Here is a 26,985-nt window from a genome sequence, read left to right as displayed (position 1 = left end):
CAGAATTTGCTGGCGGCACCGCAGGCCAGCCACCAACAAGCGCCCGATGATCTTCGAGTTGGGCGCAACCGGTGTAAGAAAGTGTTGGCGCCGTTGTCCCCGTGCCGCACTGGACAAACTGAGGGGGTGGGAATGGCCCAGGCCGTTGTAGAAGAAGCGCTGCGTGCTGTTGATTCAGCGCTTCTTGACCATCGTGCGGGCGCAAAAAAAGGCCCGCAGCGTCTGTGCTGCGGGCCTTTTTACAAAACTGGAAAGCGCGGCTTTTAGAAGGGGATGTCGTCATCCATGTCGTCAAACCCCGAGGCTGCGCGGGGTGGCTGTGCCACGGGCGCAGGTGCAGGGCGCTGGGCAGGGGCCGCCATGGGGCGTGGTGGGGGCGCGGCGCGGCGGGGGGCCTGGTCGTAGCCGCCGCCCTGGTCGCCACCGCCGTAGCCGCCATCGTCGTAACCGCCGCCTTGCTGGCCACCACCACCTTGGCCGCCGCCCATGCCCTGGCGGCTGCCCAGCATCTGCATCTGGTCAGCACGGATCTCGGTGCTGTACTTTTCCACGCCGCTCTGGTCGGTCCACTTGCGGGTGCGCAGGCTGCCTTCCACGTACACCTGCGAGCCCTTGCGCAGGTACTGGCCAGCGATCTCGGCGAGGCGGCCGTTGAAGACCACGCGGTGCCACTCGGTGGCCTCCTTCATTTCGCCAGACTGCTTGTCTTTCCACTTGTCGGTGGTGGCAATCGTCACGTTGGCCACCTGATCGCCACTGGGGAAAGTGCGCATTTCAGGGTCGCGGCCCAGGTTGCCGACGATGATGACTTTGTTTACGGATGCCATGGTGCTGTTTTTGCCTTAAAGGGATGAAAGAAGCGCCGGATTTGGAGAAGGATTCCGGGCGCCAAACGCGCCATTGTGCCGCAACCGGCTCGCAATGGAAGCTCTGGCGGCATGGCTCGATCCACCACTCAGTGGCCGCCGCGCCCCACGGGCCGCAGGGGCCAGGTCAGTACCAGCCACAGGGCGGTGAGCACGGTGGTGGCGGCAAACAGGCCCGGCGCGCCGGCCCATTTCACCAAGGCGCCGCCCAGCGCGCCGCCCGCAAACAGGCCCAGCGATTGCAGCGTGTTGTAGCTGCCCAGCGCCGCGCCGCGCAGCTGCGGCGGCGCCATGCGCGACACCAGGCTGGGCTGGCTGGCCTCCAGCGCGTTGAATCCGCAGAAAAACACAAACAGCAACGGCCCCAGCACCCACAGTGTGGGTGTGCTGCCGCTGCCCGCCAGCAGGCCCAGGCCTGCCTGCACCAGCAGCACCAGTGCGATGGCACCCAGCAGGGCGGCGCGCAGGCGGCCCGCGCGCTCCAGCGCAAAGAGCCCGCCCATGGCCGCAAACGAGAGCACCACCGCAGGCAGGTAGACCTGCCAGTGGTGGTCTTTGGAAAGGCCCGCCTGCACCAGCATGGCCGGCACGGCCACCCACATGGACAACTGCACGGTGTGCAGCACAAACACCCCCAGGTTCAGGCGCAGCAGGTCGGGGTGAGCCCACACATCGGACAGGCGGCCCCGGGGCGCATTCTGGTGCTGCGCGGTTTCTGCAGGCACCCACCAAATCACCACCGCCACGCCTGCCAGCGCCAGGGCGCAGGTCAGCCCGAACAAGCCCGCCAGCCCGATGTGGGCCGCCAGCACCGGTGCGGCCACCAGCGCGACGGCAAACATCAGTCCGATGCTGCCGCCCACCAGCGCCATGGCCTTGGTGCGCACGGCGTCGCGGGTCTGGTCGGCCAGCAGGGCGGTCACGGCGGCCGATACGGCCCCGGCGCCTTGCAGCGCGCGGCCCATCAGCAGTCCCGTGAGCGAATCGGCCAGCGCGGCCAGCAGGCTACCCGCTGCAAACACCAAAAGACCCAGCACGATCACGCGCTTGCGCCCAAACCGGTCGGATGCCATGCCCAGCGGCAACTGCAGCACGGCTTGCGTCAGGCCGTAGATGCCCATGGCAAGCCCCACCAGGGCGGGGTCATCCCCACCGGGGTACTTGCGGGCCTCGAGGGCAAACACAGGCAACACCAGGAACAGGCCCAGCATACGCAGCGCAAAGATCAGCGCCAGGCTGAGGCTGGAGCGGCGCTCCTGCGGGGTCATGGCGTTGCCGGAAGGCGATGGCGACAGGGGCGGTGGGGCAGCGCCCGCAAGTGAAGAAGGAGAATCCGGCACGGTGGTGCCCTATGGGGCAGGTAAAGCAGGGATTTTCGCCCATTGGGCAGGAGTTGTGATTCGCGTGGGCATGTGCGGGGCGTGGCACGGCTCCCAAGGCATGGCTGACCGGCCCAAAGGCTCACAGCAAAGCGCAGATCCGCTGCACGCATTCCTGGGGCGTGAGCTGGGCTGTGGGCAGCACCAGCTCGGCGGCCAGCGGTGGTTCGTAGGGCGAATCAATACCGGTGAACTGGCGCAACTCGCCCGTGCGGGCCTTGCGGTACAGGCCTTTGGGGTCGCGCTCTTCGGCGAGTGCCAGCGGCACATCGACAAACACTTCCAGGAAGTCGCCCGGGGCAAACAGTTCCCGGGCCGCCTGGCGTTCCGCACGAAAGGGCGAAATGAAAGCCACCACCACGATCACGCCCGCGTCCACAAACAGGCGGGCCACTTGTGCGACACGCCGGATGTTCTCTGCCCGGTCCGCGTCCGAAAACCCCAGATCCCGGTTCAGCCCCTGGCGGATGTTGTCGCCGTCCAGGATGTAGGTGCGTTTGCCCTGGCGATTCAGTTCCCGCTCCAGCGCATTGGCAATGGTCGATTTGCCCGCACCCGACAGGCCGGTGAGCCAGACCACCCGGCCGGGGTGGCCTCCCAGCTGCTCGCGCTCCGCACGGGTCACGGTCAGCGCCTGGGCATGGACATGGGGGACGTGGGGTGGTGTGGGATCGGTCACTTTGGCGTAGGCAAATGAATGTGGCGTGCAATGGTACTGGCATGGCAGCAGCTGCAACACAGGGCATGGGGCTTGACCTATCATGGCCGGTTTCCCTGCTGTTTCCCCACTCCGTGACCGACTCCCATTCCCCCACCGATGCCCAAGCTGCCGACAGCAGCGGTCTTTACCTCGCCCGCGCCCTGCGCGAGCAGCGCATCAGCATCCGGGGGGCGCGCACGCACAACCTCAAGAACATCGACCTCGACATCCCGCGCAACCAGCTCGTGGTGATCACGGGGCTGTCGGGCTCGGGCAAGTCCAGCCTGGCGTTTGACACGCTGTATGCCGAGGGCCAGCGGCGCTATGTGGAGAGCCTGTCGGCCTATGCGCGGCAGTTTCTGGGGCGGCTGGACAAGCCCGATGTCGACCTGATCGAAGGCCTCTCGCCCGCGATTTCCATCGAGCAGAAGGCCACCAGCCACAACCCGCGCTCCACCGTGGGCACGGTGACCGAGATCCATGACTACCTGCGTCTGCTGTACGCCCGCGCTGGCACGCCGTATTGCCCCGACCACAACCTGCCGCTGGCCGCGCAGACCGTGAGCCAGATGGTGGATGCCGTGCTGGCCCTGCCCGAAGACACCAAGCTCATGCTGCTGGCCCCCGTGGCGCGCGAGAAGAAGGGCGAGTTCACCGAGCTGTTCGCGCAGATGCAGGCGCTGGGCTACGTCCGCTTTCGGGTGGATGGCCAGATCTACGAGCACGAGAACCTGCCCGCGCTCAAGAAGACCGAGAAGCACAACATCGACGTGGTGATCGACCGCATCAAGGTGCGCGCCGACCTGCAGCAGCGCCTGGCAGAGAGCATCGAGGCGGTGCTGCGCGTGGGCGGGCATGAGGGCAATGGCCGCGTGCTGGCGCTGGAGATGGACACGGGGCAAGAGCACCTGTTCAGCAGCAAGTTCGCCTGCCCCGTCTGCAGCTATTCGCTGCCGGAGCTGGAGCCGCGCCTGTTCTCGTTCAATTCGCCCATGGGCGCGTGCCCCGCGTGTGACGGCATTGGCCAGCGTGATGTGTTCGACCCAGCGCGTGTGGTGGCCTTCCCCACGCTGAGCCTGGCCAGCGGCGCCATCAAGGGCTGGGACCGGCGCAACGGCTACTACTTTGCGATGCTCGAGAGCCTGGCCAAGCACTACGCGTTTGACATCGAGGCGCCGTTTGAATCGCTGCCCGCACCGGTGCAGCACGCCATCCTGCACGGCTCGGGCGAGGAAGAAATCGCCTTCAGCTACATCATGGACAGCGGTGCCTCCAAGGGCAAGGTGTATGCCAAGAAGCACCCCTTCGAGGGCATCATCCCCAACATGTCGCGGCGCTACCGCGAGACCGATTCGGTGGTGGTGCGCGAAGACCTCGCGCGCTTTCGCAGCACCCAGCCCTGCCCCGAATGCCACGGCACGCGCCTGCGCCGTGAGGCCCGCCACGTGCGGCTGGGCGAGGGCGAGCAGGCCCGCGCCATCTTTGAAGTGAGCCACGCCACACTGAACACCGCCCACACCTGGTTCAACGACCTGAAGCTCACGGGCGCCAAGGCCGAGATCGCCGACAAGGTGGTGCGCGAGATCGCCACGCGCCTGCAGTTCTTGAACGACGTGGGCCTGAGCTACCTGAGCCTGGACCGCAGCGCCGAGACCCTCTCCGGGGGCGAGGCGCAGCGCATCCGCCTGGCCTCGCAAATTGGATCGGGCCTCACGGGCGTGATGTATGTGCTGGACGAGCCCAGCATCGGCCTGCACCAGCGCGACAACGACCGGCTGATCGCAACCCTCAAACACCTGCGCGACATCGGCAACAGCGTGATCGTGGTCGAGCACGACGAAGACATGATGCGCGCCGCCGACCATGTGATCGACATGGGCCCCGGTGCGGGCGTGCACGGCGGGCGTGTGATGGCGCAGGGCACGTACGACGAAGTGCGCGGCAACACGCAGTCGCTCACGGGCCAGTACCTGTCGGGTGTGCGCTCGATTGCCGTGCCCGCGCGCCGCACGCCCTGGCTGCCGGTGCTGGACCAGCCTGCGCCCGTGGTGGAGGCCAAGGCCAAGTCGCGCTTTCCGCAGACCGAAGCCAGCAAACGCCGCGCCGAACGCATGGCCGAACACCACGCGCGCCAGGGTGCCCTGCAGGCGCTGCGGGTGGCAGGCGCCACGGGCAACAACCTCAAGGGCGTCACAGTGGACTTCCCCGTGGGGCTGCTCACCTGCGTGACGGGCGTGTCGGGCTCGGGCAAGAGCACGCTGGTCAACGACACGCTGTACGCTGCCGTGGCCCGCCAGCTGTACCGCGCGCACGAAGAGCCAGCCGCGCACGACGAGATCGTGGGCATCGAGTACTTTGACAAGGTCATCAACGTCGACCAGAGCCCCATTGGCCGCACGCCGCGCAGCAACCCCGCTACCTACACGGGCCTGTTCACCCCCATCCGCGAGCTGATGGCCGAGGTGAACACCGCCAAGGAGCGTGGCTACGGCCCCGGGCGCTTTTCCTTCAACGTGGCCGGAGGCCGCTGCGAGGCCTGCCAGGGCGATGGCGTGGTGAAGGTGGAGATGCACTTTTTGCCCGACGTGTACGTGCCCTGCGACATCTGCCACGGCCAGCGCTACAACCGCGAAACGCTGGAAGTGCTGTGGAAGGGCAAGAACATCGCGCAGATCCTGGAATTGACGGTGGAAGACGCCGCCGCCTTCTTCAAGGACGTACCGACCATCGCGCGCAAGCTGCAGACGCTGCTGGATGTGGGCCTGTCGTACATCCGCCTGGGCCAGGCGGCCACCACGCTCTCCGGTGGCGAGGCGCAGCGCGTGAAGCTGGCGCAGGAGCTTTCCAAGCGCGACACCGGCCGCACGCTCTACATCCTGGACGAGCCCACCACGGGCCTGCACTTTGCAGACATTGACCTGCTGCTCAAGGTGCTGCACCAGCTGCGCGACGCGGGCAACACCATCGTCATCATCGAGCACAACCTCGACGTGATCAAAACCGCCGATTGGCTCATCGACATGGGGCCGGAGGGTGGTGCGGGCGGTGGCACCGTGGTGGGCGTGGGCACGCCGGAGGAGCTGGCAGCCAACCCGGCCAGCCATACGGGGCGGTATCTGGCGCCCTACCTGCAGGCGAAATCTGAATGAAAATGGCTGCTAGCGCTTATCTATCAAGCGTTAATAGCTATTGATGCAGTAGCAAATTGCCACTGCATCACTGCATCACTGCAAGCGACGGGCCACCTCAGCGTCCAGCGATCCCATGAAGGCCTCCACCGCGCGGGTGTAATCGCTGTCCAGGCCCAGTTGGGCGTTGATTTCGCCATGGTCCAGGTCCTGCGGCAACACCTCGGCGCGGCCGCCCTGGTTGCGCACGTGGCGGGCCATGGCATCGGATTGCTGGCAGGGGTCGTCCGCCCGCTGGGTGGAGCACACCATCTGCATCGGCGGAGCGCCCGCCGTCCACTGGTGGAAGGGCGACATCGCTACCCAATAAGCAGGGTCAGTGCCAAAGGCGTCGTCGTACAGCGGAAGGTGCGGGGCGCGCATGCGGGCGGGCACGTTCATCATGGCGCTGTCCAGCGAGACCGTGCCCAGCCACGGCCAGGCGCCTTCGCGCAGGGCCTGCGGGGCGCGGGCATTGAGCAGGGCCACCAGGTGGGCCCCGGCCGAGTGCCCCATGAGGATGAAGCGGCTCGGGTCTCCCCCCCAGGTGCCCGCGCGCTGCTGCGCGGCCATGAGGGCAGCCTGCACATCGCGCTCCTGCACGGCCACGGGGGCGTCGGGCAGCATGCGGTAATTGATGGAGATGAGGATGAAGCCCTTGGGCACCCAGCGGTTCACCTTCTCCTGAACCACGCGGCCCATGGCCTTGTCGCCATGCCGCCAGCCGCCGCCGTGCACCATGAAGATGACCGGCGCGCGCACCGCGCTGGCTACCAGGCTGTTGGTGCCTGTGGTGGGGCTGGTGGGTACATACACATCCATGCGCTGCGCCGGGTCGGCGCCGTAGGGCACATCGGCGATGCGCTGTACGCCGGCGGCCAGGACGGCCGGTGCGGCGGCGGCCTGCTTTTGTGCGATGAGGGCACGCAGGCGGCCACCGTTGTGCGCGGTGGTCTGGGCCTGCACGCTGGCGGTGGCCAGCGTGAGCGCGGCGAGCGTGGTCAAGGTGAGGGTGCGGCGCAGGGACATGGCAAGGCTCCTGAGTTCAGAGGGCGGCAATCGATGGCTGGGTCCAGACGGTGTTAAGGCCGCGTCGGACAAGCCATGGCTGTGCCGCTCGCGTCGTAGCAGGTGGCGCTGCGGCTCAAGCCGCTGTCCTTGCTGTAGCTGCTTTGTGTCTGCACGCTGTTGCCGGTGGCCGCACTGGTGGCGGTGGTGCTGCGGGCCTGCTCCACGCTGCCGTCGGCATTCCGGCTCGCCCCGCCGCTGCTGTGCAGGCTGCCCTGGGCATTCTGGGCGGACACCGTGCCGCTGTGGCTGGCGCTGCCGTCAACACTGCGGGTGGTGCTGCCCTGGCGTGCGGCCACCCCGCCCTGCGCGCCCACGGCGGCGCCGCGGCGGGTGACGCTGCCGTTGCCCTGCCCATCGGTGGTGGCGGTGCGGCCGCGCAGCATCGCGCCGTTCGGGCCGCTGCGGGCCACGCCGGTGTGGGTGGTGGTACTGCCATCGGCGTTGTGTTCCACGCTCCGGCGGGTGCGGGCCTGCGCTTCGGTGGGGGCGGCCAGCGCCAGCACGGCGCTCAGCCCCAGGGTGGCGAGGGCGGGTAACACGAGCACACCCGCTGCCAGCGCGGGGCGGTGCAGCAGGTCGTTGTCAGCGGGGTGGGGCAGCAAAGGCATGGTGGTCAACTCCTTGGGGTTTGCCTTGGGGTGTGGCATGGCTGTACTGTGGGTCCCGGGTGTGAGCCATTGATGGCAGAAATCCGCCGATGTATGACAAACCATGACAAACGACGGCGACTCCGTCATGCCTTGTCATGGCTGGGGGTGCATGGCCCGCCGTACCGTCCAAGTAGCGCCTACCATTGCCACCACGCCGCCTTCACTTGCCACGTTGCTCCCTGCCCATGACCGACCCCCTGGCCAAAATCCTGGTCGCCGATGACGAGCCCGATCTGCGTGCCCTGCTGCAGCGCTACCTCAGCGACCAGGGCTACACCGTGCGCACGGTCGATGGCGCGGGCCCGCTGGATGTGCTGCTGCAGCGCGAGCGCTTTGATGTGCTGGTGCTCGACGTGATGATGCCGGGCGAGGACGGCCTGGCCATCTGCCGCCGCCTGCGTGCGCAGGGCGAGACCATTCCCATCCTCATGCTCACCGCACGCGGCGACCCGGTGGACCGCATCATCGGCCTGGAGATGGGCGCCGACGACTACCTGCCCAAGCCCTTCAACCCGCGCGAGCTGCTGGCCCGCATCCAGGCCATGGTGCGGCGCCAGCGTGTGCTGGGCGCCCACACCGGGCCGCGCCAGGCGGGTGGGCGCATTGTGTTTGGCGCGTTCACGCTGTGGCTGGACGAGCGCCGGCTGGAGCGCAACGACGGGAACGACGGCCACGGTGCGCAGGACGTGCCCCTGACCACCGGCGAATTCGCGCTGCTGCAGGCGCTGGCCCAGCAGCCACACCGACCGCTCGGGCGCGACCGGCTTATCGCGCTGGCCTATGGGCCCGACCACACCGCCACCGACCGCAGCATCGACGTGCAGGTGATGCGCCTGCGCAAGCTCATCGAGGCCGACCCGGCCCAGCCGCGCTACATCCGCACCGTGTGGGGCGTGGGCTATGTGTTCGTGCCCGATGGCACTGCGCCGGGCGGGGGGCGCCAGCCATGATGGTCTTCGCAACCAGCCGCCGCTGGGGGCTCTGGCCGCGCAGCCTGCTGGGGCGCAACCTGCTGCTGATGGCCGTGCTCATCGTGCTGGGGCAGCTGGTGGCGGCGGTGCTGGTGCGGCAGATGATCTTCAAGCCCCGCGTGGCGCAGGTGGCCGATGGCGTGGCGCGCAACGTGACTGCGCTGCGGGCCGGGCTGCAGGCGCTGCCCCCGGCGCAGCGCGTGGCGTTTGTGGAGGCGTTCAACCGGCAGGCCGCGCAGGCCACACCGCCCGCTCTGCCAGAAAGCGCAGCGCGGCGCGGTCTGCTGTCGCCCTTGGAGCGGCAGTTTGTGCAGGCGGTGTCGCGCCGCCTGGGGGCGGGCGATGCTGAAACACAACCCCCGCAACCTGTGTGGCGCCGCGACAGCACCGGGGTGCTGGCCTTGCGCATGGTGCACGAGGGCACTGACTACTGGCTCAACCTCCCCAGCGTGTTCCCCACCCGTGAGTTCACCGGCGCCTGGCTGGCCGCCACGCTGGCCAGCATGCTGCTGGCGCTGCTGGGCGCGTGGTGGCTGCAGCGCCACATCAACCGCCCGCTGGTGCAGGTGGTGGGCGCGGCGCAGCAACTGGCGCAAGGCCAGTCGCCCGCAACCCTGCCGGATGATGGGCCCGAAGAAATCGCCACCGTGGCGCGCAGCTTCAACCAGATGGCACAGAGCCTGGCCGCCGCCGACCACGAGCGCGCCCTGATGCTGGCCGGTGTGTCGCACGACCTGCGCACGCCGCTGACCAAGCTGCGCCTTGGGGTGGAGATTGCGGGTCCGCAGGTCGATGCGCCGCTGGCGGCCAGCATGGCGCGCAGCATCGACGAGATGGATGGCATCGTGGGCCAGTTCCTGCAGTTCGCACGCAGCGGTGAGGCCGAGGCGCCCACCACCGCATCGCTCAACGACCTGGCCCAGGCCGCGGCCGAGGCGCAGGCCGACCATGGCCGCGCGCTGGTGCTGGAACTGGGGGCCCTGCCCGACGTGCCCGTGCGCCCCCAGGCCCTGCGCCGCGCGCTGGACAACCTGGTGGAAAACGCCTGGCGCCACGGTGCGCCGCCGGTGGTGCTGCGCACGGGGGCAGACGCCACCCAGGTATGGCTGGAGGTGCAGGACCAGGGCCCCGGCATCACCGCTGAAGAGATCGACCGCATGCGCCAGCCTTTTGCACGTGGCGGCGGCACGGCGCGTGCGGGCGCACCGGGGGCCGGGCTCGGTCTGGCGATTGCCGAGCGCGTGGCGCGCGCCCAGGGGGGGGCGCTGGAGTTGCACAGCGCCCCCGGCCAGGGGCTGCGCGCGCGGCTGGTGCTACTGCAGACGGGGCCGGGTGGTGAGCCTGCGACGGCGTGAACGGATGCGCAACGGAGGCGCGAGCGGGCTGCCCGGTCCATCCGCCGCTCCGCGCAGCGCCGCGGAGCCACGGGGCGCGCAGAGTTTGAATAGAAATGGCCGCTAGCGCTTGATGGGTAAGCGCCAATAGCTATTGAATTCGTAGCGAATTTGTGGGACGTGGTGCCCTGTGCTGGCCCTGGCCTTCGTCCCCCAGACGGAACACCGACACCACATGCACCAGGTCTTCGGCCTGGTTCTGCAGGCTGCTGGCGGCGGCGGCCATTTCCTCGACCAGGGCGGCGTTTTGCTGCGTGACCTGGTCCATCTGCGTCACGGCCTCGCCCACCTGGGCCACACCCAGCGATTGTTCGTGGCTGGCCGCGCTGATCTCGCCCACGATGTCGGTCACGCGGCGGATGGACGCCACCACCTCGGTCATGGTGCTACCCGCGCGGTCCACCAGGGCCGTGCCTTGTTCCACGCGCTCCACGCTGGCGCTGATGAGGGCCTTGATCTCGCGCGCGGCCTCCGCACTGCGCCCGGCCAGGCTGCGCACTTCGCTGGCCACCACCGCAAAGCCCCGGCCCTGCTCGCCCGCGCGGGCCGCCTCCACAGCAGCGTTGAGCGCGAGGATATTGGTCTGGAAGGCGATGGAGTCGATCACGCCGATGATGTCCGAGATCTTCTGCGACGCGGCGTTGATGCCCTGCATGGTGTTGACCACCTGGGCCACGACCTCGCCGCCCTGGGTGGCCACGGTGCTCGCGCTCGCGGCCAGCTGGCTGGCCTGCTGGGCGCTGTCAGCGTTCTGGCGCACGGTGGCGTTGAGCTGCTCCATCGAGGCGGCGGTTTCTTCGAGCGCACTGGCCTGGCTTTCGGTGCGGGCCGAGAGGTCGGTATTGCCCTGGGCAATCTGCACGCTGGCCGTGGCCACGTTTTCAGAACCGTTGCGCACCTGGCGCACCACCTGCGTGAGCTGGCTGCGCATCTGCTGCAGCGCTTGCAGCAGCTGGCCGACTTCGTTGGTGCCGTGGGCCAGCGGGGCGCCGCTCAGGTCACCTTGCGCCACGGCGCGTGACAGCGCCACGGCCTGCGACAGCGGCACCGTCATCGAGCGCACAAACACCAGTGCCATGCCGCTGGTGGCCGAGAGCGTGACGACCAGCGCCAGAGCCACCCACAGCAGCCCCCGTTGCAGGTCAGACACCCGAGCCTGCAGCGCCTGGTCCAGGCTGGCCATGGACAGGTTGTTGAGCGCGTTCAGCGCTTCGATGGTGCGGGTGAAGGCGTCGAAATAGTCCTTGGAAGGCAGCTGGAGTTCGCTGGCGTTGATCACGTCGCGTTCGGCCATCTGCAGCGATTGCTGGATCTGGCCCTGCATGGCCTGCGCGCTGCTGCCCAGGGCGCGTTGGAGATCGGGGTTGCCTTGCAGGGCGCGGTCCAGTCCCCGGAAGGTGTCGGCCTGCAGCTCGGCCACACGCTGCTGCAGCACCAGCAACTGGCCCTTGCCCTGGGGCGTCAGCTCGCGTTTGCCCAGGGCGCTGGCGCCTTGCGCGCGCAGCATGCCCAGCTTTTCGCCCAGCATGGGCGCCTGCACCAGCGAGGCCTGGATCAGCGCGTGCGTGTCGGCGTCGGGGTCGATCTGCAGGCCATAGGCATGCAGCAAGGATTCGTTGAGCTGCAGCAGCGACGCGATGAGCTGCGTGTGCTGCGCCGTGCTCTGGGCCTGCTCGATGCTGCGTGCGGCCACGGCCTGCTCCAGCGTGCGCCAGGTCTGCTGGGCCTGGGTCCAGGCGGCCATCTGGGCGGCGGGCACCTTGGCGGCCGCAAAGCGGGTGGTGGCATCGTCCAGCGCTGCATTGACGGCATCGCGCGCAGCGGGGCGGCGTGCCGCCAGGGTTTCGTCGCCGCCCAGCATGCCCACCGACAGGCCCCGGTGCACCTGCATCTGCTGCACGAGGCGGGTGAGTGCCTGCGCAGGGACCATGCCCTGCGCCTCGTGGCGCGCATGGCCAATGGCGTGCAGCGCATCGCGCACCGTCAGGTAGGTGGGCAGCGCACTCATCATGAGCCCGAGTGTCCCCAGGATGAGGAATTTTTCGAGCAGGTTCAAGCGGTGAAGAAGGGACATGGCAGTAGGCGCACGGTGGGTGTGTGCGCAAAAGGGTAGACCTCAGGGGGCGGGGTGTCGGCACCCGCCGACTGGGATGCGGCCCTCCATCAGGCCGCGCGGGATGTAACGCAATGTAGGGGGCTGTTTTGAGTAGGGTTTTGACTCAGGTCAATTTTCGCCGACCTGCGGGGCGTCTTTGGAGGCATGCAGGCGGGGCGGCGGCAGAGGGCGCGCTGGAGAATAATGGCTCCAACATCCGCCCCTTGGAGCACCTGGCATGCAATCGATCACCCTGCGTTTCCTGGCGTCTCAAAGCACCCTGCCCCAGGCAGGCCGTGTGCCCGGTGGCACGGTGCTGCGCTGGGTGGACGAGGCCGGCTTTGCCTGCGCCAGCGCCTGGGCCAAGGGGCCGTGCATCACCGAGTTTGTGGGCGGCGCGCATTTTGTGCACCCCATTCGCCCAGGGGATCTGGTGGAGGTGCATGCGCGCCTGGCGTCCACCACCGACACCGCCATGCACCTGGCCGTGGAGGTGCGCAGCGGTGGCATCCATGGCGAGCCGCTGCAAGAGGTGCTGCACTGCGTAGCAGTCTACACAGCCGTGGATGCCGACGAGCAGCCCCGTGCCATCGACAAATGGAGCCCCGAAACCCCCGGCGACATGGCCCTGGCCCAGCGGGTGAAGGCGCACATCGACGCTGCGCGGGCTGCGCAGTGACGGCGCCTGTATCCGGCCCTCCAGGCCCGGTAGGTGGCCCGCTGCGTGCGCGCGACCTGCTGGCCGCCCTGGTGGTGGTGGTCCTGTGGGGCGTCAACTTCGTTGCGATGAAATGGGGGCTGCGCAGCTTCAGCCCCTTCCAGCTGGGCGCCGCGCGCTACCTGTGTGCCGCCTTGCCGCTGGTGCTGCTGGTGCGCCCGCCGCGCATGCACTGGCGCTGGGTGCTGTTGTTTGGGCTGTTCCAGGGCGTGGGGCAGTTCGGTTTTCTGTTTGTAGGGCTCAAGGTGGGCATGACGGCCGGGCTGGCCAGTGTGCTGCTGCAGACGCAGGTGTTCTTCACCGCGCTGTTCGGCTTTGCACTGCTGCGCGAGCGGCCGGGGTTGCCCTTGCGGTGGGGCATGGTGCTGGCCGCGCTGGGGCTGGTGTGTTTTGCGATGAACTACGTGGGCCCAGGCTCTGGCGTGGGTGTAGCGGCGGCCACCACGCTGGCCGGTTTGCTGCTGACGCTGTGCGGCGCTGCCATGTGGGCCTCGTCCAACATCGTGGCGCGCCTGGCGCAGCAGCAAAGCCCGGGGTTTGATCCGCTGGCGTTTGTGATCTGGAGCAGCCTGGTGCCGGTGCTGCCTTTTGTGGCGCTGTCTGCCGTGTTCGACCCTGACGCTGCACGCTGGCTGCAGTGGCAAACGCTGGCGGACGTGCCCTTGCTGTCGTGGGCGGCTGTGGCCTACCTGGGCTGGGCGGCCACCATTGTTGGCTATGCGCTGTGGACCAACCTGCTGCAGCGCTACCCTGCCAACCGCGTGGCCCCTTTCAGCCTGGCGGTGCCGGTGGTGGGACTCACCGCAGGCTGGCTGCTGCTGGACGAGGGCGTGGCGCCCTGGCAGTGGGCGGGGATTGTGCTGGTGGTGGCAGCTCTGGCCTGTGTGGTGTTGGGGCCAAAAATACAAGCAAGAATGGCCTCTAACGCTTGATGGATAAGCGCTAACAGCTATTAAATTTATAGTATTTGAAGGGGAGGAGGCGGAGGCTCCTGCCACCCACCGCCTCTGCAGTGCGCCTGTTGCGCCGCTACTGAGCTGTTGCTAAGCGCTTACAGCGCCCTGCGCCGCGCGAACCGCACCACCGTCACGCCAGCCCTCGCCTGGCGCACCGACGGCATCACCAGCACGCAGTTGTCGTACGGCGTGGTCACCGGCACACCGTCGTTGTCGCCGATCACGGTGCCAGCCTTTTCAAACAGCTCCAGCCCCGTGTAGGGCGCAACAAAGCGGAAGGCGCTGCTGGTGGCCACCACGGGGCCGGTCACCTCCAGCGCCCATTGGCGGGGCGCATCGGGCAGGCGCCAGCCGGGCAGTTGCTGCGCCAGGGCGTCGGCGCTCAGGGCGCCGGACTGTTCGATGAAGCGCACGCACTGGTCCTGTGCCACGGCGCGGCTGGCCGGGTCGCCATGGAAGCCACATTCAATGAGCAGCGAACGGGTGCTGTTGCCGTGATCGTCTTCCAGCGCGCCAAACCGGCCGTAGTCGCGCATGCGCACGCCGTCCTTGTGGCCCGCATCCACCACGATGTGCTCGGGCGAGCGCATGGCGCGCGCCAGTTCCAGGTTGCGCGGCTGGATGCCGGTGAGCAGCAGTGGGGCCGAGGGCTCGTGCATCGAGTGGATGTCGAGCAGCCAGTCGGCCTGCGCCACAAACGGGCGCAGCGCGGCGGCGCGGCGGCGCTCGTTGGTGTCGGCTGCGTCGATGCGCTCGTCCAGCCACTGGCGGTTGAGGTCTTCGTCGGTGAAGCGCGAGGCGTCGTGGTTGCTCGCGTCAAACCGGTCGAACGCATCGAGGTTGCAGAACGCCAGCGTGAGCGTGCCCTGCTGCGGCCGCACGCCCGCTTCGAGCAGGCCCTTCAAGGCCCAGGCGCCGCACAGCTCGTTGCCATGCACCAGCGCGCTGACCATCACGTGGCGGCCGGGCTCGCCCGAGTCGAAATGCCAGACGCCTTCGGTGCCGGTGTTGCCAACGCGCCAGGCGGTGATGTCGGGCGCGGGCAGCTCGAAGGCCAGCGGTGGAACGGCCGTGTTTTGGGGGGCGGTGCTGCTGCTCATTCTTCGATCTTGGCGAATTCCACAATCTTCTTGTACTTGGCGACTTCGGCCGCCAGGAACTGGTCGATGTTGACCGTGGTCGCAGCCACGGTGGAGCCGCTGGCTTCCATCTTCTTCTTGAAATCGGGCGACTGCAGGGTGTCGTTCAGCGCCTTCTTCACCTTGTCGAACACCGGCTTGGGCAGGTTGGCCGGGCCCATCAGCGCAAACCACACGCCAATGTCCACGTTCTTGTACTGCGGGGTTTCGGCCAGGGCCGGGATGTCCGGTGTGGCGGCGGAGCGTTTGGCTTCGGTGGTGCCCAGGGCGATCACCTTTCCGCTCTTGATGTGTGGCAGGCCGCTCGAGAGCACGAACACGCCATATTCCAGGTTGTTGCCCATGAGGTCGTTGGTGAGCGGCGCGACGCCCCGGTAAGGGATGTGCGTCATGAAGAGCTTGCCCTGCTCCTTGACCATCTCGCCCGCCAGGTGCAGCGAAGTGCCCACGCCCGAACTGCCGTAGCTGAACTTGCCCGGGTTCTTGGACACCTTCTGCGTGAACTCGGCCAGGTTCTTCACGCCCGCGCCGGTGGATGCCACCAGCACCAGCGGCTGCGAGGCGATGAGGCCGATGGCGGTGAAGTCCTTCACGTCGTACTTCACCTTCTTGGTCACCAGCTTGTTGATGGCAATCTCATTGCTGGCGCCCACCAGAAAGGTGTAGCCGTCGGGTGTGCTGCTCGCCACCTTCTGTGCACCAATCGCGCCGCCCGCGCCACCAATGTTTTCAATCACCACCGGTACGCCCAGCTTGGCACTCAGCTCCAGGGCCACGTTGCGGCCGGTCAGGTCGGTGCTGCCGCCGGGTGGGTAGCCCACCACAATGGTGATGGGTTTGGAGGGATACACATCCTGTGCGAACGCTGGGGCCGCCAGGAGGGCCATGCCACACAGCAAGGCGGTGCGGCGCAGGGAGGGAGTGTTTTGCATGCGGGGCTCCAGTGAAGTTCTTGTGGGTGGAGCCATTGTGAAAAGGCGGGCAGCCGCCTGTGGTGCTGAAATGGCACCAAGGTGTGCCAAATGGGTTCTGCCCCCTCGGGCAAACCCTGGGGTGGTCAACGCTGCGCCAGGGCTTTCCAGAGCGCTTCGGCCACGGGGCCGAGTCGGCGTTTGGGTCGGTACAGGCGCACGTCGAAACGCACTTCCATGCGCGCATCGCCCGCAGGCGCAAGTCGTTTGGCCTGGCAATCGGCGTGCACCATGGACCAGGGCAGCCACGCCACGCCCAGGCCTTTTTGTACGTATTCGTAGTGCGCGTCGGCCGAGTCGCACTCCACCACCCGCTGCAGCCGGGGCGCATGCGGGTTCTGGGACAGATGGTCTTCCACCAGCCGCCCCAGCGCGAGCTGGGGGGCATAGGCCAGGTAGGGCACGGGCAGGTGGTCCTGCCCGAAGCGGTGCAGCGCCTGCCCTTGTGCCGTCGCCCGCGAAATGGGCACCAGCCGGTCGGACGCCACCGTGACATGCATGAACTGGCGCGCATCCAGCCGTATCGCCAGCGCCGGGTGGTGGTACACGAGCGAGAAGTCGGCTTCACCCCTTTCCAGCAGCGCCACGGTGTCTGCCAGAGCGCGGGTGCGTATGCACAGCTCGGCGTTTTGCAAAATGGGCTGCAGCCGCACCAGCCAGTCGGCCACCACCGTGCGTGCCAGGGTGCGGCCGGTGGCGAGCGTCACGGTGCGGGCCTGCCGCCCGGCCAGGCTCTGCAGCTCCTCGTGCGACTGCGCCAGGCTGCGCGCCATGTGGCCCGCAGTTTCCAGAAAGCTCTGCCCGGCAGGCGTCAGGGTGACGGGGCCGCCACCGCGCTCCACCAGCGGCGTACCCGCCCAGGCCTCCAGCGCGCGGATACGGCGGCCAAAGGCGGGGTGCGTGACATGCCGCAGCTCGGCTGCACGCGTGTAGCTGCGCTCCTGCGCCAGCACGATGAAGTCTTCGAGCCACTTGAGCTGCATGGGTGTGATCCGGGTGCAGCTGCGGCGCGAAGGTTGTAGGAGCTGAAAGTGGGGTGTCAGCGCGCGCGGGCTGCTTCGAGCACCGCGCGGGTGCGCTGGGCCTCGGTGCGCGCCGCCGCTGCAAAGTCGTCGCCCTTGGATGCGTACAGGATGGACCGCGACGAGTTCACGATGATCGGCCCGCCATCGCGCAGCCCGGCGCGCACGGTGGCAGCGGCGTCGCCACCCTGGGCGCCCACGCCAGGGATCAGCAGCGGCAGTGTGGGCGCAATGGCACGCACGCGCTCGATCTCCTGTGGGTAGGTGGCACCCACCACCAAGCCCAGCTGGCCGTTCTTGTTCCAGGGGCCTTGCGCCAGCCGTGCCACATGCTCATACATGAGCGGCTGGCCTTCGACGCTGGCCAGGCGCTGGGTCTGCAGGTCGTCGCCGCCCGGGTTGGAGGTGCGGCACAGCAAAAAGGCGCCCTTGCCGTGGTAGGCCAGGTAGGGCTCGATGGAGTCGAAGCCCATGAAGGGCGACAGCGTTACCGCATCGGCACCGTAGCGCTCGAAGGCCTCCTTGGCGTACTGCTCGGCCGTGGAGCCAATGTCGCCGCGCTTGGCATCCAGGATCACCGGCACATGCGGCGCGTTGGCGCGCATGTGCTGCATCAGGCGTTCGAGCTGGTCTTCGGCGCTGTGGGCGGCAAAGTAGGCGATCTGTGGCTTGAAGGCACACACCAGATCGGCCGTGGCGTCCACGATGGCGGCGCAGAAGTCATAGATCTTGTGCGCATCGCCCTGCATTCCCGCAGGAAACCGCGTGGGCTCCGGGTCCAGGCCCACGCACAGCAGGGAGTTGTTTTGCGCCGTGGCGTCGCGCAGCATGTCGGTGAAGGTCATGGGGCGTGATTTTAGGTGGGGTGACAAGCACCGCCGCACGGTTTTCTGCCCACCGCTGCGGCGCAGAGGACTCCGGGGTGTGGTCACGAGCCCGCAGTGGGCAACAAAAAAGGCCGTCGAAACGGCCTTTTTTGGGGTGGTTCGGGAGTCCCCGTACGCAGCGGGAGCACCCCTACCGAATTCGCATGCCCTCAGCGCGGTACCGCCAGCAGGCGCTGTACATCGCGGTCGTTGGGCAGTGCGTAGTCGTGGCCGCGGATGATGCGGCTGTCTTCCGTGCGCACGAGCTTGAGGCTCACGTAGGTGAAATTGGCAGCGGCCGAGTAGGTACCCACCAGCACCAGCGAGGCATTGTGGCTGCGGGCGATATCCTTGATTTCGCGGGACAGCAGCAACTCGCCAGCACCTTCGCGCACGAACACGTCGCCGCGCAGCTTGATTTCCTTCACGTTGAAACCGCTGGCCGCCATGTGCGAGGCGTATTGCTCGGACAGCGTGCGGCCCAGAGGGGCTGAGCGGCTAAGGTCGTTCACGTTGACCACGGTGGCCACCAGGACGGGGCCGCTGCCTGCAGCGCTCAGGTCGAAACCGGCGGTCAGCTTGGCCACAGCATCGCGGCTGCTGGTCAGGAACTGGTTGTTGGCGGCTTCCTGGTAGGTCGGATCGGTGCGCGTGGGCGCGCCATTGTTGGCACAGCCGGCCAGCAAAGCTGCTGCGGCCAGCGCGGTCAGAAGTGCTGCGGTTTTCATTGCGAAACTACCTTCATATTGACGTTCTTGTAGTACGACGGACGCATGAACAGCGGCGTGTCCGCGTTCTCGAGGTAGTACACATCGGTCTTGCGGGCCACATACTGGCCACCGCGTGTGACCGTGGTGGTCAGGATCAGCTCGGTGTTGGTGGGGCCGCCCGAGTTGATGCTGGCACCGTAGTCAGCCAGCGACGTGGCACCCAGTGCGGCCAGCAGTTGAAGATCCAGGTGCTCGTGACGCAGGCCGTAGGCTGCCATCAGGCCCGCAGCGATCATCGTGAACTGGCCAGGAATGAAGTGGGGGCGGGGGCTGTTGTGACGAACCACCTGCGTGTTGTACGTCACGTTGAGTGCCTGGCCAGGATCCTGCAAAACAGGCGCACCGCTTTGCACGAGCTTGGTGATCAGGAAATCACGGAATGCCAGATCGAATGCGCTCGGGTTGGGGGGCAGTGCGACATGCAATTGCGTGCCAGGGGCCATGCCGGTCTTGTCGAGCGTGCTGAGGGTTTGCGCCACCACGTCGTTCGAGACCAGTTCCCAGTGGCCCGCCGAGCGGACCTTGGGTTGTACCGTCAGCTCAAAGTTCTCCGCCAGGGGAATGGGCGAACGATAAGCACATCCCGCCAAAGTAGCCACAGCGCCGGCCAATACCGCCAAGCTGACTGCCTTTGAAAATTTCATGATTCCCTCCTACGGACTTTGAGAGGCGGGGACATGAACAGATACATCCCACGCGATTGAAAAATAATTCTGGGCGCGATACTCAACAAAAACAAGAAAAAATTGAGGTAACTGCGCCCAGACACACGCAATTCGTTGTTTTTGGTCACAGATTGGCGTGCTTGCTTACGCGCGGCTGCATTTGCTTGTACCGGCGCGTGTAACAAATTTCAAACGATGGTAACGAAGCGTTTTTCAAGGATTTCGAACGCGGGCAGCGTCTTGCCTTCCAGCACTTCCAGAAAGGCGCCGCCGCCGGTGGAGATATAACCCACCTGTTTTTCGATGCCGTATTTGGCGATGGCCGCCAGGGTGTCGCCACCGCCAGCAATGCTGAACGCGGGGGATTCGGCGATGGCCTTGGCAATCTCGCGGGTGCCGTTTTCAAAGGCCGCGAATTCAAACACGCCCACCGGGCCGTTCCAGACGATGGTGCCTGCGGACTTGAGCTGGGTGGCCAGGCGGGCGGCGGTTTCGGGGCCGATGTCCAGGATCAGATCGTCCTCGGCCACGTCCTTGGCTGCCTTGACGGTCGCTGGGGCATCGGCGGCAAAGGCCTTGGCGGTGACCACATCGGTGGGGATCGGCACTTCGGCGCCGCGCGCTTTCATGGCGGCGATCACGGCGCGCGCTTCGTCCAGCAGGTCGGGTTCGGCCAGGCTTTTGCCGATGGGCAGGCCCGCAGCCAGCATGAAGGTGTTGGCAATGCCGCCGCCCACGATGAGCTGGTCCACCTTGTCGGCCAGGCTCTTCAAGATGGTGAGCTTGGTCGAGACCTTGGAGCCCGCCACGATGGCAGCCAGCGGGCGCTGGGGATGGGCAAGTGCCTTGGTCAGGGCGTCGATCTCGGCCGACAGCAGCGGGCCGGCGCAGGCAATCGGGGCAAATTGAGCGATGCCGTAGGTCGTGCCTTCGGCGCGGTGGGCGGTGCCAAAGGCGTCGTTCACGAAGATGTCGCACAGCGCAGCCATCTTGCGGGCCAGGTCTTCCTTGTTCTTTTTCTCGCCCACGTTCAGGCGGCAGTTTTCCAGCAGCACGACCTGGCCAGGGACAACGGTGACGCCGTCCACCCAGTTCGAGACCAGCGGAACATCGCGGCCCAGCAGCTCGGCCAGGCGTGCGGCCACGGGGGCCAGCGAGTCCTCGGGCTTGAACTCACCCTCGGTCGGCCGGCCCAGGTGGCTGGTCACCATGACGGCCGCTCCGGCGTCCAGCGCCATGCGGATGCAGGGGATCGATGCGCGGATGCGGGTGTCTTCGGTGATGCGGCCAGCATCGTCCTGGGGAACGTTCAGGTCGGCACGGATGAAAACGCGCTGGCCTTGGGCCTTGCCTTGGGCGCACAGATCGGAAAAGCGGAGGATGTTCATGGCGGGAGGGGTGGATTGAATCGGGCTCTTGAGGGCTGCCATTTTAGTGAGCGAAGCCCATGCGGCTCCCGTGCCCGTGCCAGTGCACCCGTGGAACTGGCTCTGCCAGGCCACTGGCGTCGTCCCCCTGGGGGCTGAGGGGCAGCGGCTCCAAGCCTGCCTGCGCAGGCTTGGACTGCACCGAAGAGCCACCGCCTCTGGCGGCGGCACTGACGCACACGGCTCAGGGGGTGCTTCTCTACCAATTCCAGCCGATGTGCAGCGGCAGGTACACCACCATGCCCACCACGATGGTGCCCAGGATGCCGCGCCGCCAGAAGTAGTAGGCAGTGGCACACAGGACGGCAGGGATGCGCGCGTCCATGAACGTGCCGATGAGTTCGCCCTGGGTCATCAGGATCTCGGGCGCGATCACGGCGGTGAGGGCGGCCAGCGGTGCGTACTTGAGCCCGCGCTTGAGCCAGTCGGGCAGGGGCAGCTCGCGCTCGGGGATCATGAAGAACGACCGCGACACCACGGTGATCACGGCCAGGCCGAAGATGGCGATGGCGGGTTCGATCCAGGACCAGTCGTTCATCATGGATGGCGCTCCTCGCGCAGTGGCACCACATCGCCCGCCTCGACCTGCTCGCGTTCTTCAGGGGGCAGCACGCTGTCGGCGGGCAACAGGACCAGTTCGGGCTTGTGGCGGCGACGGTCCACTGCTTCCATCAAGAGGCCCGCAGCCACCGCTGCCGCAATGGCCACCAGGATGTTGAGCTTGAGCGGCAGTGCAAACGCGGCAATCGCAGCCGTGGCGGCGACACCGGTGGCCAGCCAGGTGGCCCGGTCGAACAGCAGCGACAGCAGCACACCCAGCAGCGCCAGCACGCCCGCAAATCCCAGGCCCCAGGACAGCGGCACGGCATTGGCCAGCAGGATGCCGGCGATGGACGGCACCTGCCAGGCCAGCCAGTTGGTGCTGGCAGCACCCCAGAAATACGGCACCTGCTCGGGTTGGGGGCGCGGCTCCGGAAAGCGCTTCATGAAGGCCACGTAGATCACATCGCCGCTGAAATAGCCCACCGCCAGGCGCTGGCGCAGCGGCAGGTGCGCGAAGTAGCTGCGCCACATGCTGCTGAAGATCACAAAACGCAGGTTCACACAGCTCGCCGTGAGCCAGACCACCCACAGCGGCGCGCCCACCGCCATCAAAGGGATGACCGCTAGCTGCGCGCTACCGGCATACACCACCAGCGACATGAAGATGGCCATCCCAACGGGCAGCCCGCTCTTGACCATGACCACTCCGGTGACCAGGCCCCAGGCCCCGATGCCCACGGCCGTGCCCGCCATGTCGACGGCGGCCACGCGAAAGGAGGGGTGGCGCAGTGTGTTGCCGATGGCGGCCCGGCGGCTCATGCCGGTGTCGCGGCGGTAGTGGGTGCAGCGCCCAGCACCATGCCGGGCTGCAGGTCAAAGCCCCGCAAGAAATCGGCCGCTGCGAGCCGCTTGCCCCCCGCCCGCTGCAAGGTGGTCAGGCGCAGCGTGCCTTCGCCGCAGGCGACCGTCACTCCGTCGCCATTTACGGACAAAATTTGGCCCTGGCGCTTATCCGTATTCGATTTATTGCTATCAATTTCATAACTCCACACTTTGATCGTTTCCCCGGCGCATTCGGTGCTGGCTCCGGGGAACGGGTCAAACGCCCGAATACGCTGGCCGATCACCGTGGCGGGCAGCGACCAGTCGATGGTGCTCTCGGCCTTCTCGATCTTGTGGGCGTAGGTGATGCCCTCGGCGGGCTGGGGCACAGCCTTCAGCCCTCCACAGGCGGCCAGTTCCAGAGCCTCCACGATCATGCGGCCCCCGAGCGCGGCCAGCCGGTCGTGCAGGGTGGCGGTGGTGTCTGTGGGCGCAATGGCCAGCCGCTCCATCAGCAGCATGTCGCCGGTGTCCAGGCCGGCATCCATCTGCATGATGGTGACGCCGGTTTCGGCATCCCCGGCCTCGATGGCGCGATGGATGGGCGCGGCGCCCCGCCAGCGAGGCAGCAGGCTGGCGTGGATGTTCAGGCAGCCTTGGGCCGGGAGGTCCAGCACCCACTGCGGCAGGATGAGTCCATAGGCGGCCACCACCATCACATCGGCCTGCGCAGCCACCAGCGCATCGCGTGCGGCGGCTGCATCGTCGGGGTATTTGCCGTCAAGGCGCAGGCTGCGGGGCTGCGCCACCGGGATGCCGTGTTCCAGCGCGCATTGCTTGACGGGGGAGGCCTGCAGCTTCATGCCGCGCCCGGCGTGGCGGTCGGGCTGGGTTAGGACCAGGGGCACCGTGAACCCTGCGGCCAGCAGCCGCTCCAGCGCCACGCGGGCAAATTCGGGCGTGCCTGCAAAAATGACTCTCATGGGAAACCGTTGTCAGGAGGTAAGTACGCACTCAGTCGCGCGTGTTGTCAAAATGGGGAAGCTCGTCCGTGAACATCACCAGCCGAACCACGCCCTGGCGGTCCAGGTGGACGTGGGCAAGGCGCGGGTCGGAGTTCTGGCGGAAGCGGTAGGTCCAGATGTCGCCCTCGAACCGTGCCACACGCTCCACGCGCAAAGGCGGGCCAAAGGTGCGCTGCACATCGGCGGTGGTCCATACGCCCACGGGAAGGTTCTCAAAGCGTGCCTGCGTCAGCACCTGCTCGTTGCGCACCAGCCTGCCGCTGGCGTCGAAATCCAGGTTGTAGGCCGCAAACCCTGCGGGCAGTTCGGAGTACAGGAGCCGCTCGCCGGCCGGAAGCGCAAACACCGCCGTAGGTGGCCCCAGACGGGCAACCACCTCTGCGCGCAGCGCGCCGGTTTTTTCGCGGGCTGGCAGCGCACAGCCCGAAATTTGCACCGCCAGCACAAGAAGCGCCAGGCGCGCCAGCACTCCGCCACCCCTGCGGGTGCAGAGCGCCGGACCGGTCACTCGCGCGCCCCCCGCTGCTGCTTGACCATCTTGGTCTTGATGCGGTTGCGCTTGAGTGGGGAGAGGTATTCCACAAACACCTTGCCCATGAGATGGTCCATCTCGTGCTGGATGCACACCGCCAGAAGGCCATCGGCCTCAATGACGCGGGACTGGCCCTGGGCGTCCAGTGCCCGCACATGCACGGCATCGAAGCGTTCAACGCCGTCGTAGATGCCGGGCACCGAGAGGCAACCTTCTTCGTTGAGGTGCTTTTCGGCACTGGTCCAGACCAATTCAGGGTTGATGAGCACCAGCGGCTGGTTGCGTTCCTCAGAAACGTCGATGACCACCAGGCGCTCGTGCACGTCCACCTGGGTGGCGGCCAGGCCAATGCCATGGGCGTCGTACATGGTGGCCAGCATGTCGGAGACCAGCGTCCGGATGCGGTCGTCCACCGCCGCAATGGGGCGTGCAACCTTGTGAAGCCGGGGGTCCGGGTAACAGAGAATGGGAAGGATTGCCATGAAAGCTGCCAAGAGATGTCGCTATTTTCGCCACTTTTAAGGCCTGCTGCAGCGCCGCCAGCCAATAATCGTTGCCGAATCAAGGGCTTGAGCAGAGAATCTAAGAAGCTTTGTAACGTATTTGCCCGGCTGCGCGGTTGCTCCGTGCGTCGAGGTGCCAGCGAGGGGGCGTTTCCCAATGCATGAGAAAAGGAACAACATGACAGCATTCACCAGCGTGCGGCGGACCGCCCTGGGCGCGCTCACCATCATCGCTGGCGCTTTGCTGGTCGCACCGGCTCAGGCCCAGACCCCTCCCATCTCCAGCGGTCAGCGCGCCACGGCACAGCAAGTGTCGGAGCGTGGCATCCCCTTGTCCGAGCTGGCGCCCAACGCCCCGGACACCTACACGGTGCAGCGCGGCGACACGTTGTGGGGTATTTCGGGTCTGTACCTCAAGCGGCCCTGGCGCTGGCCCGAACTGTGGGGCATGAACCTCAAGGCCATTGCAAACCCGCACCTGATTTATCCGGGCCAGACGCTTTACCTGGACAAGGATGGCAGCTACGCCCGCCTGCGGACGACACCCCCTGGCGTGTCGGATTCAGAGCCTCAGACGGTGCGCGTGTCGCCCCGCACCCGCAGCGACAGTCTGGCCAGCACGGCGCTCCCCACTCTCAAGTCTCACCTGATTGAGCCCTTCCTCGTGGAGCCTCTGGTGGTGGATGCCGACGTGTTGCAACGGGCTCCCCGCATTGTGGCCACCACCGAAGATCGCGTGCTCATGGCCAGCGGCGACCGCGCCTATGTGCGCGGCGATGCATCCGCCCCCGTCCGTGCAGAACCTGGCGAGCCCCGCTTTTTCCGTGTTTTCCGCGATGCCGTGGCCATGAAGGATCCGGTGACGGGTGAAATCTTGGGGTACGAAGCGCAGTACCTGGGCAAGGCCGAGCTGGTGCGTGGCGAGTCTTTTGAAGAGATTCCCAACGGCAAGGGCGGCTATGTCTCTGAATATGTGCCTGCCACTGTGGATCTGTCCGGCACCAAGGAAGAGATACGCGCAGGGGACCGCATCCTGCCAGCGCCTGCCCGGGTCTTCACCAGCTACACCCCACGAGCGCCCCACATCGATGTGGACGCGCGCATCGTCTCCATCTACGGCAGCTTCTCGGCAGCCTATGCCGCCCAGAACCAGGTGGTTGCGATCAACATGGGTTCGCAAGACGGCATTGAGCCAGGTCATGTCCTGTCGCTGCTGACCCAGGGCGACCGCATCAAGGATGTGACTGGCGAGGGGAAGACCATGATCAAGCTACCCAGCGAGAGCAACGGGACGGCCATGGTGTTCCGAACCTTCGACCGCGTCTCGTACGCGCTGCTGCTGGAAATCCGCAGCGGCGTGCGCGTGGGCGACCGCCTGATCAATCCTCAGGAATAACGGCGGACTGGCTGAAGCCGCGCGGCTGCCTGTTGGTGGCGCGGCGGCGGGGCTGGCGTCGCCGTGGTTCTTCTATCAACTGCCTCCATGGACCGCGACGAGCTGGGCGCTTGGTTGCGCCTCACGCTTTCCCAGGGCGTGGGCAATGGCGCCGCGCGGCGCCTGCTGGCCCGTTTTGGGCTGCCGCAGGACATCTTCCGCCAACCCGAATCTGCCTTGCAGCACTGTGTGACCTTGGCCCAGGCCAAGGCGCTGTGTACCGTACCCAGCGGATGGGAGGCGTTGCTGGAGACCACCTGGCATTGGCTGGAGGGAGCAGACCCACAAGGACCTGCCCGTGCGGTGATCACATTGGGGGATGCCCGGTATCCCCAGTCGCTGTTGGACACCGAAGATCCCCCGCTGCTCATGTACCTGATGGGGGCGGCCCGGCTGGTGGCGCAAAACCCGTTCCCGACCGGCCGGTGCCTGGCCGTGGTCGGAAGCCGCAACCCCACGGCACAGGGCGCGGACAACGCGCGGCTTTTTTCGCGCGCACTGCGGGGGGCGGGCTTCACCATCGTCTCGGGGCTCGCGCTGGGTGTGGATGCGGCAGCCCATGAAGGTGCGCTGGATGTGTCTTCCGACCCCTTTGCGGAGGCAACACCCGCCACCATTGCGGTCGTGGGCACCGGGTTGGATCGCGTCTACCCCCGCAAGAACCTTGACCTGGCCCACCGCATCGCAGCCCACGGGGTGTTGGTCAGCGAATACCCCCTGGGCACGCCACCGCTGGCCGCCAATTTCCCCAAGCGCAACCGTATCATCTCCGGCCTCTCTCAAGGCTCTCTCGTGGTCGAGGCGGCGTTGGCGTCTGGTTCGCTGATCACCGCCCGAATGGCGGCGGAACAGGGCCGCGAGGTTTTTGCCATCCCCGGCTCCATTCACGCACCGCAATCGCGGGGTTGCCATGCGCTCATACGCCAGGGCGCCAAGCTGGTGGAGTCCGCGCAGGATGTACTGGAAGAACTGCGCATGCCCCCTGCGGCAGGCAAGCAGAGCGCCTCTTCTGGCGCTGCCGTGCTTGACGAAGAAGGCAGCAGGGATATCGACACTCGCCAGACTGAAAGCCCCCTGTTGCAGGCGCTGGGTTTTGACCCCATGGGGGTGGATGCCCTGGTGGCCCGCACGGGCATGGATGCGGCGTCGCTGCAGGTGGAATTGCTGGAGCTGGAGTTGGATGGCCAGGTGGCGCGTCTGCCCGGCGGCCTGTACCAGCGGCTGGGCAGCGCCTGACGCTGGCGGTGACCTCTCGTTGCCCGGTGGCACAGGCATCGTCTTGATGCCCCTGAAACCGC

General features: G+C 67.0%; 25 protein-coding genes. 7 read left to right on the top strand and 18 right to left on the bottom strand.

The genetic code is table 11. The annotated features are described in order from the left end of the window. Nucleotides 1–263 precede the first annotated feature (263 nt). The 3 genes from ssb to cysC all read right to left on the bottom strand — a co-directional run bounded on the left by ssb (nucleotide 264) and on the right by cysC (nucleotide 2,924). Entirely contained in the window at nucleotides 264–827 is a 564-nt protein-coding gene (gene ssb, locus KW832_RS17200; protein WP_218300811.1) for a single-stranded DNA-binding protein, read from the bottom strand. A 128-nt stretch (nucleotides 828–955) separates the two neighbouring features. Further along, nucleotides 956–2,134: an MFS transporter gene (locus tag KW832_RS17195; RefSeq protein WP_218300959.1), complete on the bottom strand. Its 1,179-nt coding sequence runs from the start codon at nucleotides 2,132–2,134 to the stop codon at nucleotides 956–958. A gap of 193 nt (nucleotides 2,135–2,327) precedes the next feature. Then, complete coding sequence (cysC, locus tag KW832_RS17190) at nucleotides 2,328–2,924, bottom strand: adenylyl-sulfate kinase (RefSeq protein WP_055400369.1); 597 nt, start codon at nucleotides 2,922–2,924, stop codon at nucleotides 2,328–2,330. 113 nt (nucleotides 2,925–3,037) lie between these two features. Between cysC and uvrA the strand changes: the two genes are divergently transcribed. Further along, entirely contained in the window at nucleotides 3,038–6,094 is a 3,057-nt protein-coding gene (gene uvrA, locus KW832_RS17185) for an excinuclease ABC subunit UvrA (RefSeq protein ID WP_218300812.1), read from the top strand. A gap of 75 nt (nucleotides 6,095–6,169) precedes the next feature. Here the strand turns inward: uvrA and KW832_RS17180 are convergent, their stop codons facing one another. Then, on the bottom strand, nucleotides 6,170–7,141 hold the full coding sequence (locus KW832_RS17180) for an alpha/beta hydrolase (RefSeq protein WP_121508149.1): 972 nt from the start codon (nucleotides 7,139–7,141) through the stop codon (nucleotides 6,170–6,172). A 53-nt stretch (nucleotides 7,142–7,194) separates the two neighbouring features. After that, nucleotides 7,195–7,791, bottom strand: coding sequence for a hypothetical protein (locus tag KW832_RS17175; protein WP_218300813.1), 597 nt, complete (start codon nucleotides 7,789–7,791; stop codon nucleotides 7,195–7,197). Nucleotides 7,792–8,018: 227 nt separating this feature from the next. On the opposite strand from KW832_RS17175, the gene ompR reads away from it, so the two are divergent. Together ompR and KW832_RS17165 are read left to right on the top strand one after the other, a co-directional pair. Further along, nucleotides 8,019–8,783 (top strand): two-component system response regulator OmpR, encoded by a 765-nt coding sequence (gene ompR / locus KW832_RS17170; protein WP_218300814.1) that lies wholly within the window; start codon nucleotides 8,019–8,021, stop codon nucleotides 8,781–8,783. Continuing rightward, nucleotides 8,780–10,159 carry an ATP-binding protein gene (locus KW832_RS17165; protein WP_218300815.1) on the top strand — a complete coding sequence of 460 codons (1,380 nt, stop codon included), beginning with the start codon at nucleotides 8,780–8,782 and terminating at the stop codon, nucleotides 10,157–10,159. Before ompR ends, KW832_RS17165 begins: the two co-directional genes overlap by 4 nt. Nucleotides 10,160–10,289: 130 nt before the next feature. On the opposite strand, the gene KW832_RS17160 is transcribed toward KW832_RS17165, so the two are convergent. Next, nucleotides 10,290–12,272 (bottom strand): methyl-accepting chemotaxis protein, encoded by a 1,983-nt coding sequence (locus tag KW832_RS17160; protein WP_218300816.1) that lies wholly within the window; start codon nucleotides 12,270–12,272, stop codon nucleotides 10,290–10,292. Nucleotides 12,273–12,531: 259 nt separating this feature from the next. Between KW832_RS17160 and KW832_RS17155 the strand changes: the two genes are divergently transcribed. Further along, nucleotides 12,532–12,972 carry an acyl-CoA thioesterase gene (locus KW832_RS17155; RefSeq protein WP_055400328.1) on the top strand — a complete coding sequence of 147 codons (441 nt, stop codon included), beginning with the start codon at nucleotides 12,532–12,534 and terminating at the stop codon, nucleotides 12,970–12,972. Further along, a complete protein-coding gene (locus KW832_RS17150; protein ID WP_370628734.1) occupies nucleotides 12,969–13,943 on the top strand; it encodes an EamA family transporter in 975 nt (324 codons plus the stop codon). Before KW832_RS17155 ends, KW832_RS17150 begins: the two co-directional genes overlap by 4 nt. A 119-nt stretch (nucleotides 13,944–14,062) precedes the next feature. Here KW832_RS17150 and KW832_RS17145 read toward each other — a convergent pair whose 3' ends face one another. From KW832_RS17145 to def, 12 genes are all read right to left on the bottom strand, one after another. Beyond that, on the bottom strand, nucleotides 14,063–15,067 hold the full coding sequence (locus tag KW832_RS17145) for a succinylglutamate desuccinylase/aspartoacylase family protein (protein ID WP_218300817.1): 1,005 nt from the start codon (nucleotides 15,065–15,067) through the stop codon (nucleotides 14,063–14,065). Then, nucleotides 15,064–16,038: a tripartite tricarboxylate transporter substrate binding protein gene (locus KW832_RS17140; protein ID WP_218300818.1), complete on the bottom strand. Its 975-nt coding sequence runs from the start codon at nucleotides 16,036–16,038 to the stop codon at nucleotides 15,064–15,066. Before KW832_RS17140 ends, KW832_RS17145 begins: the two co-directional genes overlap by 4 nt. Before the next feature lie 125 nt (nucleotides 16,039–16,163). After that, nucleotides 16,164–17,060, bottom strand: coding sequence for a LysR family transcriptional regulator (locus KW832_RS17135; protein WP_218300819.1), 897 nt, complete (start codon nucleotides 17,058–17,060; stop codon nucleotides 16,164–16,166). A 56-nt stretch (nucleotides 17,061–17,116) separates the two neighbouring features. Further along, entirely contained in the window at nucleotides 17,117–17,944 is an 828-nt protein-coding gene (gene pyrF, locus KW832_RS17130; RefSeq protein WP_121508156.1) for an orotidine-5'-phosphate decarboxylase, read from the bottom strand. 191 nt (nucleotides 17,945–18,135) lie between these two features. Then, complete coding sequence (locus KW832_RS17125; protein ID WP_055400340.1) at nucleotides 18,136–18,693, bottom strand: FlgO family outer membrane protein; 558 nt, start codon at nucleotides 18,691–18,693, stop codon at nucleotides 18,136–18,138. Next, a complete protein-coding gene (locus tag KW832_RS17120) occupies nucleotides 18,690–19,379 on the bottom strand; it encodes a hypothetical protein (RefSeq protein ID WP_055400342.1) in 690 nt (229 codons plus the stop codon). Before KW832_RS17120 ends, KW832_RS17125 begins: the two co-directional genes overlap by 4 nt. A 209-nt stretch (nucleotides 19,380–19,588) precedes the next feature. After that, a complete protein-coding gene (locus KW832_RS17115) occupies nucleotides 19,589–20,788 on the bottom strand; it encodes a phosphoglycerate kinase (protein WP_218300820.1) in 1,200 nt (399 codons plus the stop codon). A 238-nt stretch (nucleotides 20,789–21,026) separates the two neighbouring features. Continuing rightward, on the bottom strand, nucleotides 21,027–21,365 hold the full coding sequence (locus KW832_RS17110) for an AzlD domain-containing protein (protein ID WP_121421627.1): 339 nt from the start codon (nucleotides 21,363–21,365) through the stop codon (nucleotides 21,027–21,029). Beyond that, complete coding sequence (locus KW832_RS17105; RefSeq protein ID WP_055400344.1) at nucleotides 21,365–22,189, bottom strand: AzlC family ABC transporter permease; 825 nt, start codon at nucleotides 22,187–22,189, stop codon at nucleotides 21,365–21,367. The genes KW832_RS17110 and KW832_RS17105 overlap by 1 nt, the downstream gene beginning before the upstream one ends. Further along, nucleotides 22,186–23,175 (bottom strand): methionyl-tRNA formyltransferase, encoded by a 990-nt coding sequence (gene fmt, locus KW832_RS17100; protein WP_218300821.1) that lies wholly within the window; start codon nucleotides 23,173–23,175, stop codon nucleotides 22,186–22,188. The genes KW832_RS17105 and fmt overlap by 4 nt, the downstream gene beginning before the upstream one ends. Nucleotides 23,176–23,206: 31 nt before the next feature. Next, a complete protein-coding gene (locus KW832_RS17095) occupies nucleotides 23,207–23,686 on the bottom strand; it encodes a hypothetical protein (protein WP_218300822.1) in 480 nt (159 codons plus the stop codon). 35 nt (nucleotides 23,687–23,721) lie between these two features. Then, the gene (gene def / locus KW832_RS17090; RefSeq protein ID WP_121421624.1) at nucleotides 23,722–24,231 is read right to left on the bottom strand and encodes a peptide deformylase; all 510 of its coding nucleotides are present in this window, start codon (nucleotides 24,229–24,231) and stop codon (nucleotides 23,722–23,724) included. Nucleotides 24,232–24,430: 199 nt separating this feature from the next. Here def and KW832_RS17085 point away from each other — a divergent pair, with 199 nt between their 5' ends. Both KW832_RS17085 and dprA read left to right on the top strand, forming a co-directional pair. Continuing rightward, on the top strand, nucleotides 24,431–25,648 hold the full coding sequence (locus tag KW832_RS17085) for a LysM peptidoglycan-binding domain-containing protein (protein ID WP_218300823.1): 1,218 nt from the start codon (nucleotides 24,431–24,433) through the stop codon (nucleotides 25,646–25,648). A gap of 87 nt (nucleotides 25,649–25,735) precedes the next feature. Beyond that, the gene (gene dprA / locus KW832_RS17080; RefSeq protein WP_218300824.1) at nucleotides 25,736–26,923 is read left to right on the top strand and encodes a DNA-processing protein DprA; all 1,188 of its coding nucleotides are present in this window, start codon (nucleotides 25,736–25,738) and stop codon (nucleotides 26,921–26,923) included. The last annotated feature ends 62 nt before the right edge of the window (nucleotides 26,924–26,985 follow it).

The sequence above is a fragment of the Acidovorax sp. sif0632 genome, assembly GCF_019218805.1.
GTDB lineage: Bacteria > Pseudomonadota > Gammaproteobacteria > Burkholderiales > Burkholderiaceae_C > Acidovorax > Acidovorax facilis.
This window is presented reverse-complemented; position numbering and strand designations above follow the sequence as displayed.

What these genes read in the sequence shown, in the direction of transcription:
- KW832_RS17155 (WP_055400328.1), top strand. Translation starts at nt 12,532, where the DNA reads ATGCAATCGATCACCCTGCGTTTCCTGGCGTCTCAAAGCACCCTGCCC.
- KW832_RS17165 (WP_218300815.1), top strand. Translation starts at nt 8,780, where the DNA reads ATGATGGTCTTCGCAACCAGCCGCCGCTGGGGGCTCTGGCCGCGCAGC.
- KW832_RS17125 (WP_055400340.1), bottom strand. Translation starts at nt 18,693, where the DNA reads ATGAAAACCGCAGCACTTCTGACCGCGCTGGCCGCAGCAGCTTTGCTG.
- KW832_RS17085 (WP_218300823.1), top strand. Translation starts at nt 24,431, where the DNA reads ATGACAGCATTCACCAGCGTGCGGCGGACCGCCCTGGGCGCGCTCACC.
- KW832_RS17145 (WP_218300817.1), bottom strand. Translation starts at nt 15,067, where the DNA reads ATGAGCAGCAGCACCGCCCCCCAAAACACGGCCGTTCCACCGCTGGCC.
- dprA (WP_218300824.1), top strand. Translation starts at nt 25,736, where the DNA reads ATGGACCGCGACGAGCTGGGCGCTTGGTTGCGCCTCACGCTTTCCCAG.
- KW832_RS17140 (WP_218300818.1), bottom strand. Translation starts at nt 16,038, where the DNA reads ATGCAAAACACTCCCTCCCTGCGCCGCACCGCCTTGCTGTGTGGCATG.
- ssb (WP_218300811.1), bottom strand. Translation starts at nt 827, where the DNA reads ATGGCATCCGTAAACAAAGTCATCATCGTCGGCAACCTGGGCCGCGAC.
- KW832_RS17135 (WP_218300819.1), bottom strand. Translation starts at nt 17,060, where the DNA reads ATGCAGCTCAAGTGGCTCGAAGACTTCATCGTGCTGGCGCAGGAGCGC.
- fmt (WP_218300821.1), bottom strand. Translation starts at nt 23,175, where the DNA reads ATGAGAGTCATTTTTGCAGGCACGCCCGAATTTGCCCGCGTGGCGCTG.
- KW832_RS17180 (WP_121508149.1), bottom strand. Translation starts at nt 7,141, where the DNA reads ATGTCCCTGCGCCGCACCCTCACCTTGACCACGCTCGCCGCGCTCACG.
- KW832_RS17160 (WP_218300816.1), bottom strand. Translation starts at nt 12,272, where the DNA reads ATGTCCCTTCTTCACCGCTTGAACCTGCTCGAAAAATTCCTCATCCTG.
- KW832_RS17195 (WP_218300959.1), bottom strand. Translation starts at nt 2,134, where the DNA reads ATGACCCCGCAGGAGCGCCGCTCCAGCCTCAGCCTGGCGCTGATCTTT.
- KW832_RS17110 (WP_121421627.1), bottom strand. Translation starts at nt 21,365, where the DNA reads ATGAACGACTGGTCCTGGATCGAACCCGCCATCGCCATCTTCGGCCTG.
- KW832_RS17175 (WP_218300813.1), bottom strand. Translation starts at nt 7,791, where the DNA reads ATGCCTTTGCTGCCCCACCCCGCTGACAACGACCTGCTGCACCGCCCC.
- ompR (WP_218300814.1), top strand. Translation starts at nt 8,019, where the DNA reads ATGACCGACCCCCTGGCCAAAATCCTGGTCGCCGATGACGAGCCCGAT.
- KW832_RS17115 (WP_218300820.1), bottom strand. Translation starts at nt 20,788, where the DNA reads ATGAACATCCTCCGCTTTTCCGATCTGTGCGCCCAAGGCAAGGCCCAA.
- KW832_RS17120 (WP_055400342.1), bottom strand. Translation starts at nt 19,379, where the DNA reads ATGAAATTTTCAAAGGCAGTCAGCTTGGCGGTATTGGCCGGCGCTGTG.
- def (WP_121421624.1), bottom strand. Translation starts at nt 24,231, where the DNA reads ATGGCAATCCTTCCCATTCTCTGTTACCCGGACCCCCGGCTTCACAAG.
- KW832_RS17105 (WP_055400344.1), bottom strand. Translation starts at nt 22,189, where the DNA reads ATGAGCCGCCGGGCCGCCATCGGCAACACACTGCGCCACCCCTCCTTT.
- pyrF (WP_121508156.1), bottom strand. Translation starts at nt 17,944, where the DNA reads ATGACCTTCACCGACATGCTGCGCGACGCCACGGCGCAAAACAACTCC.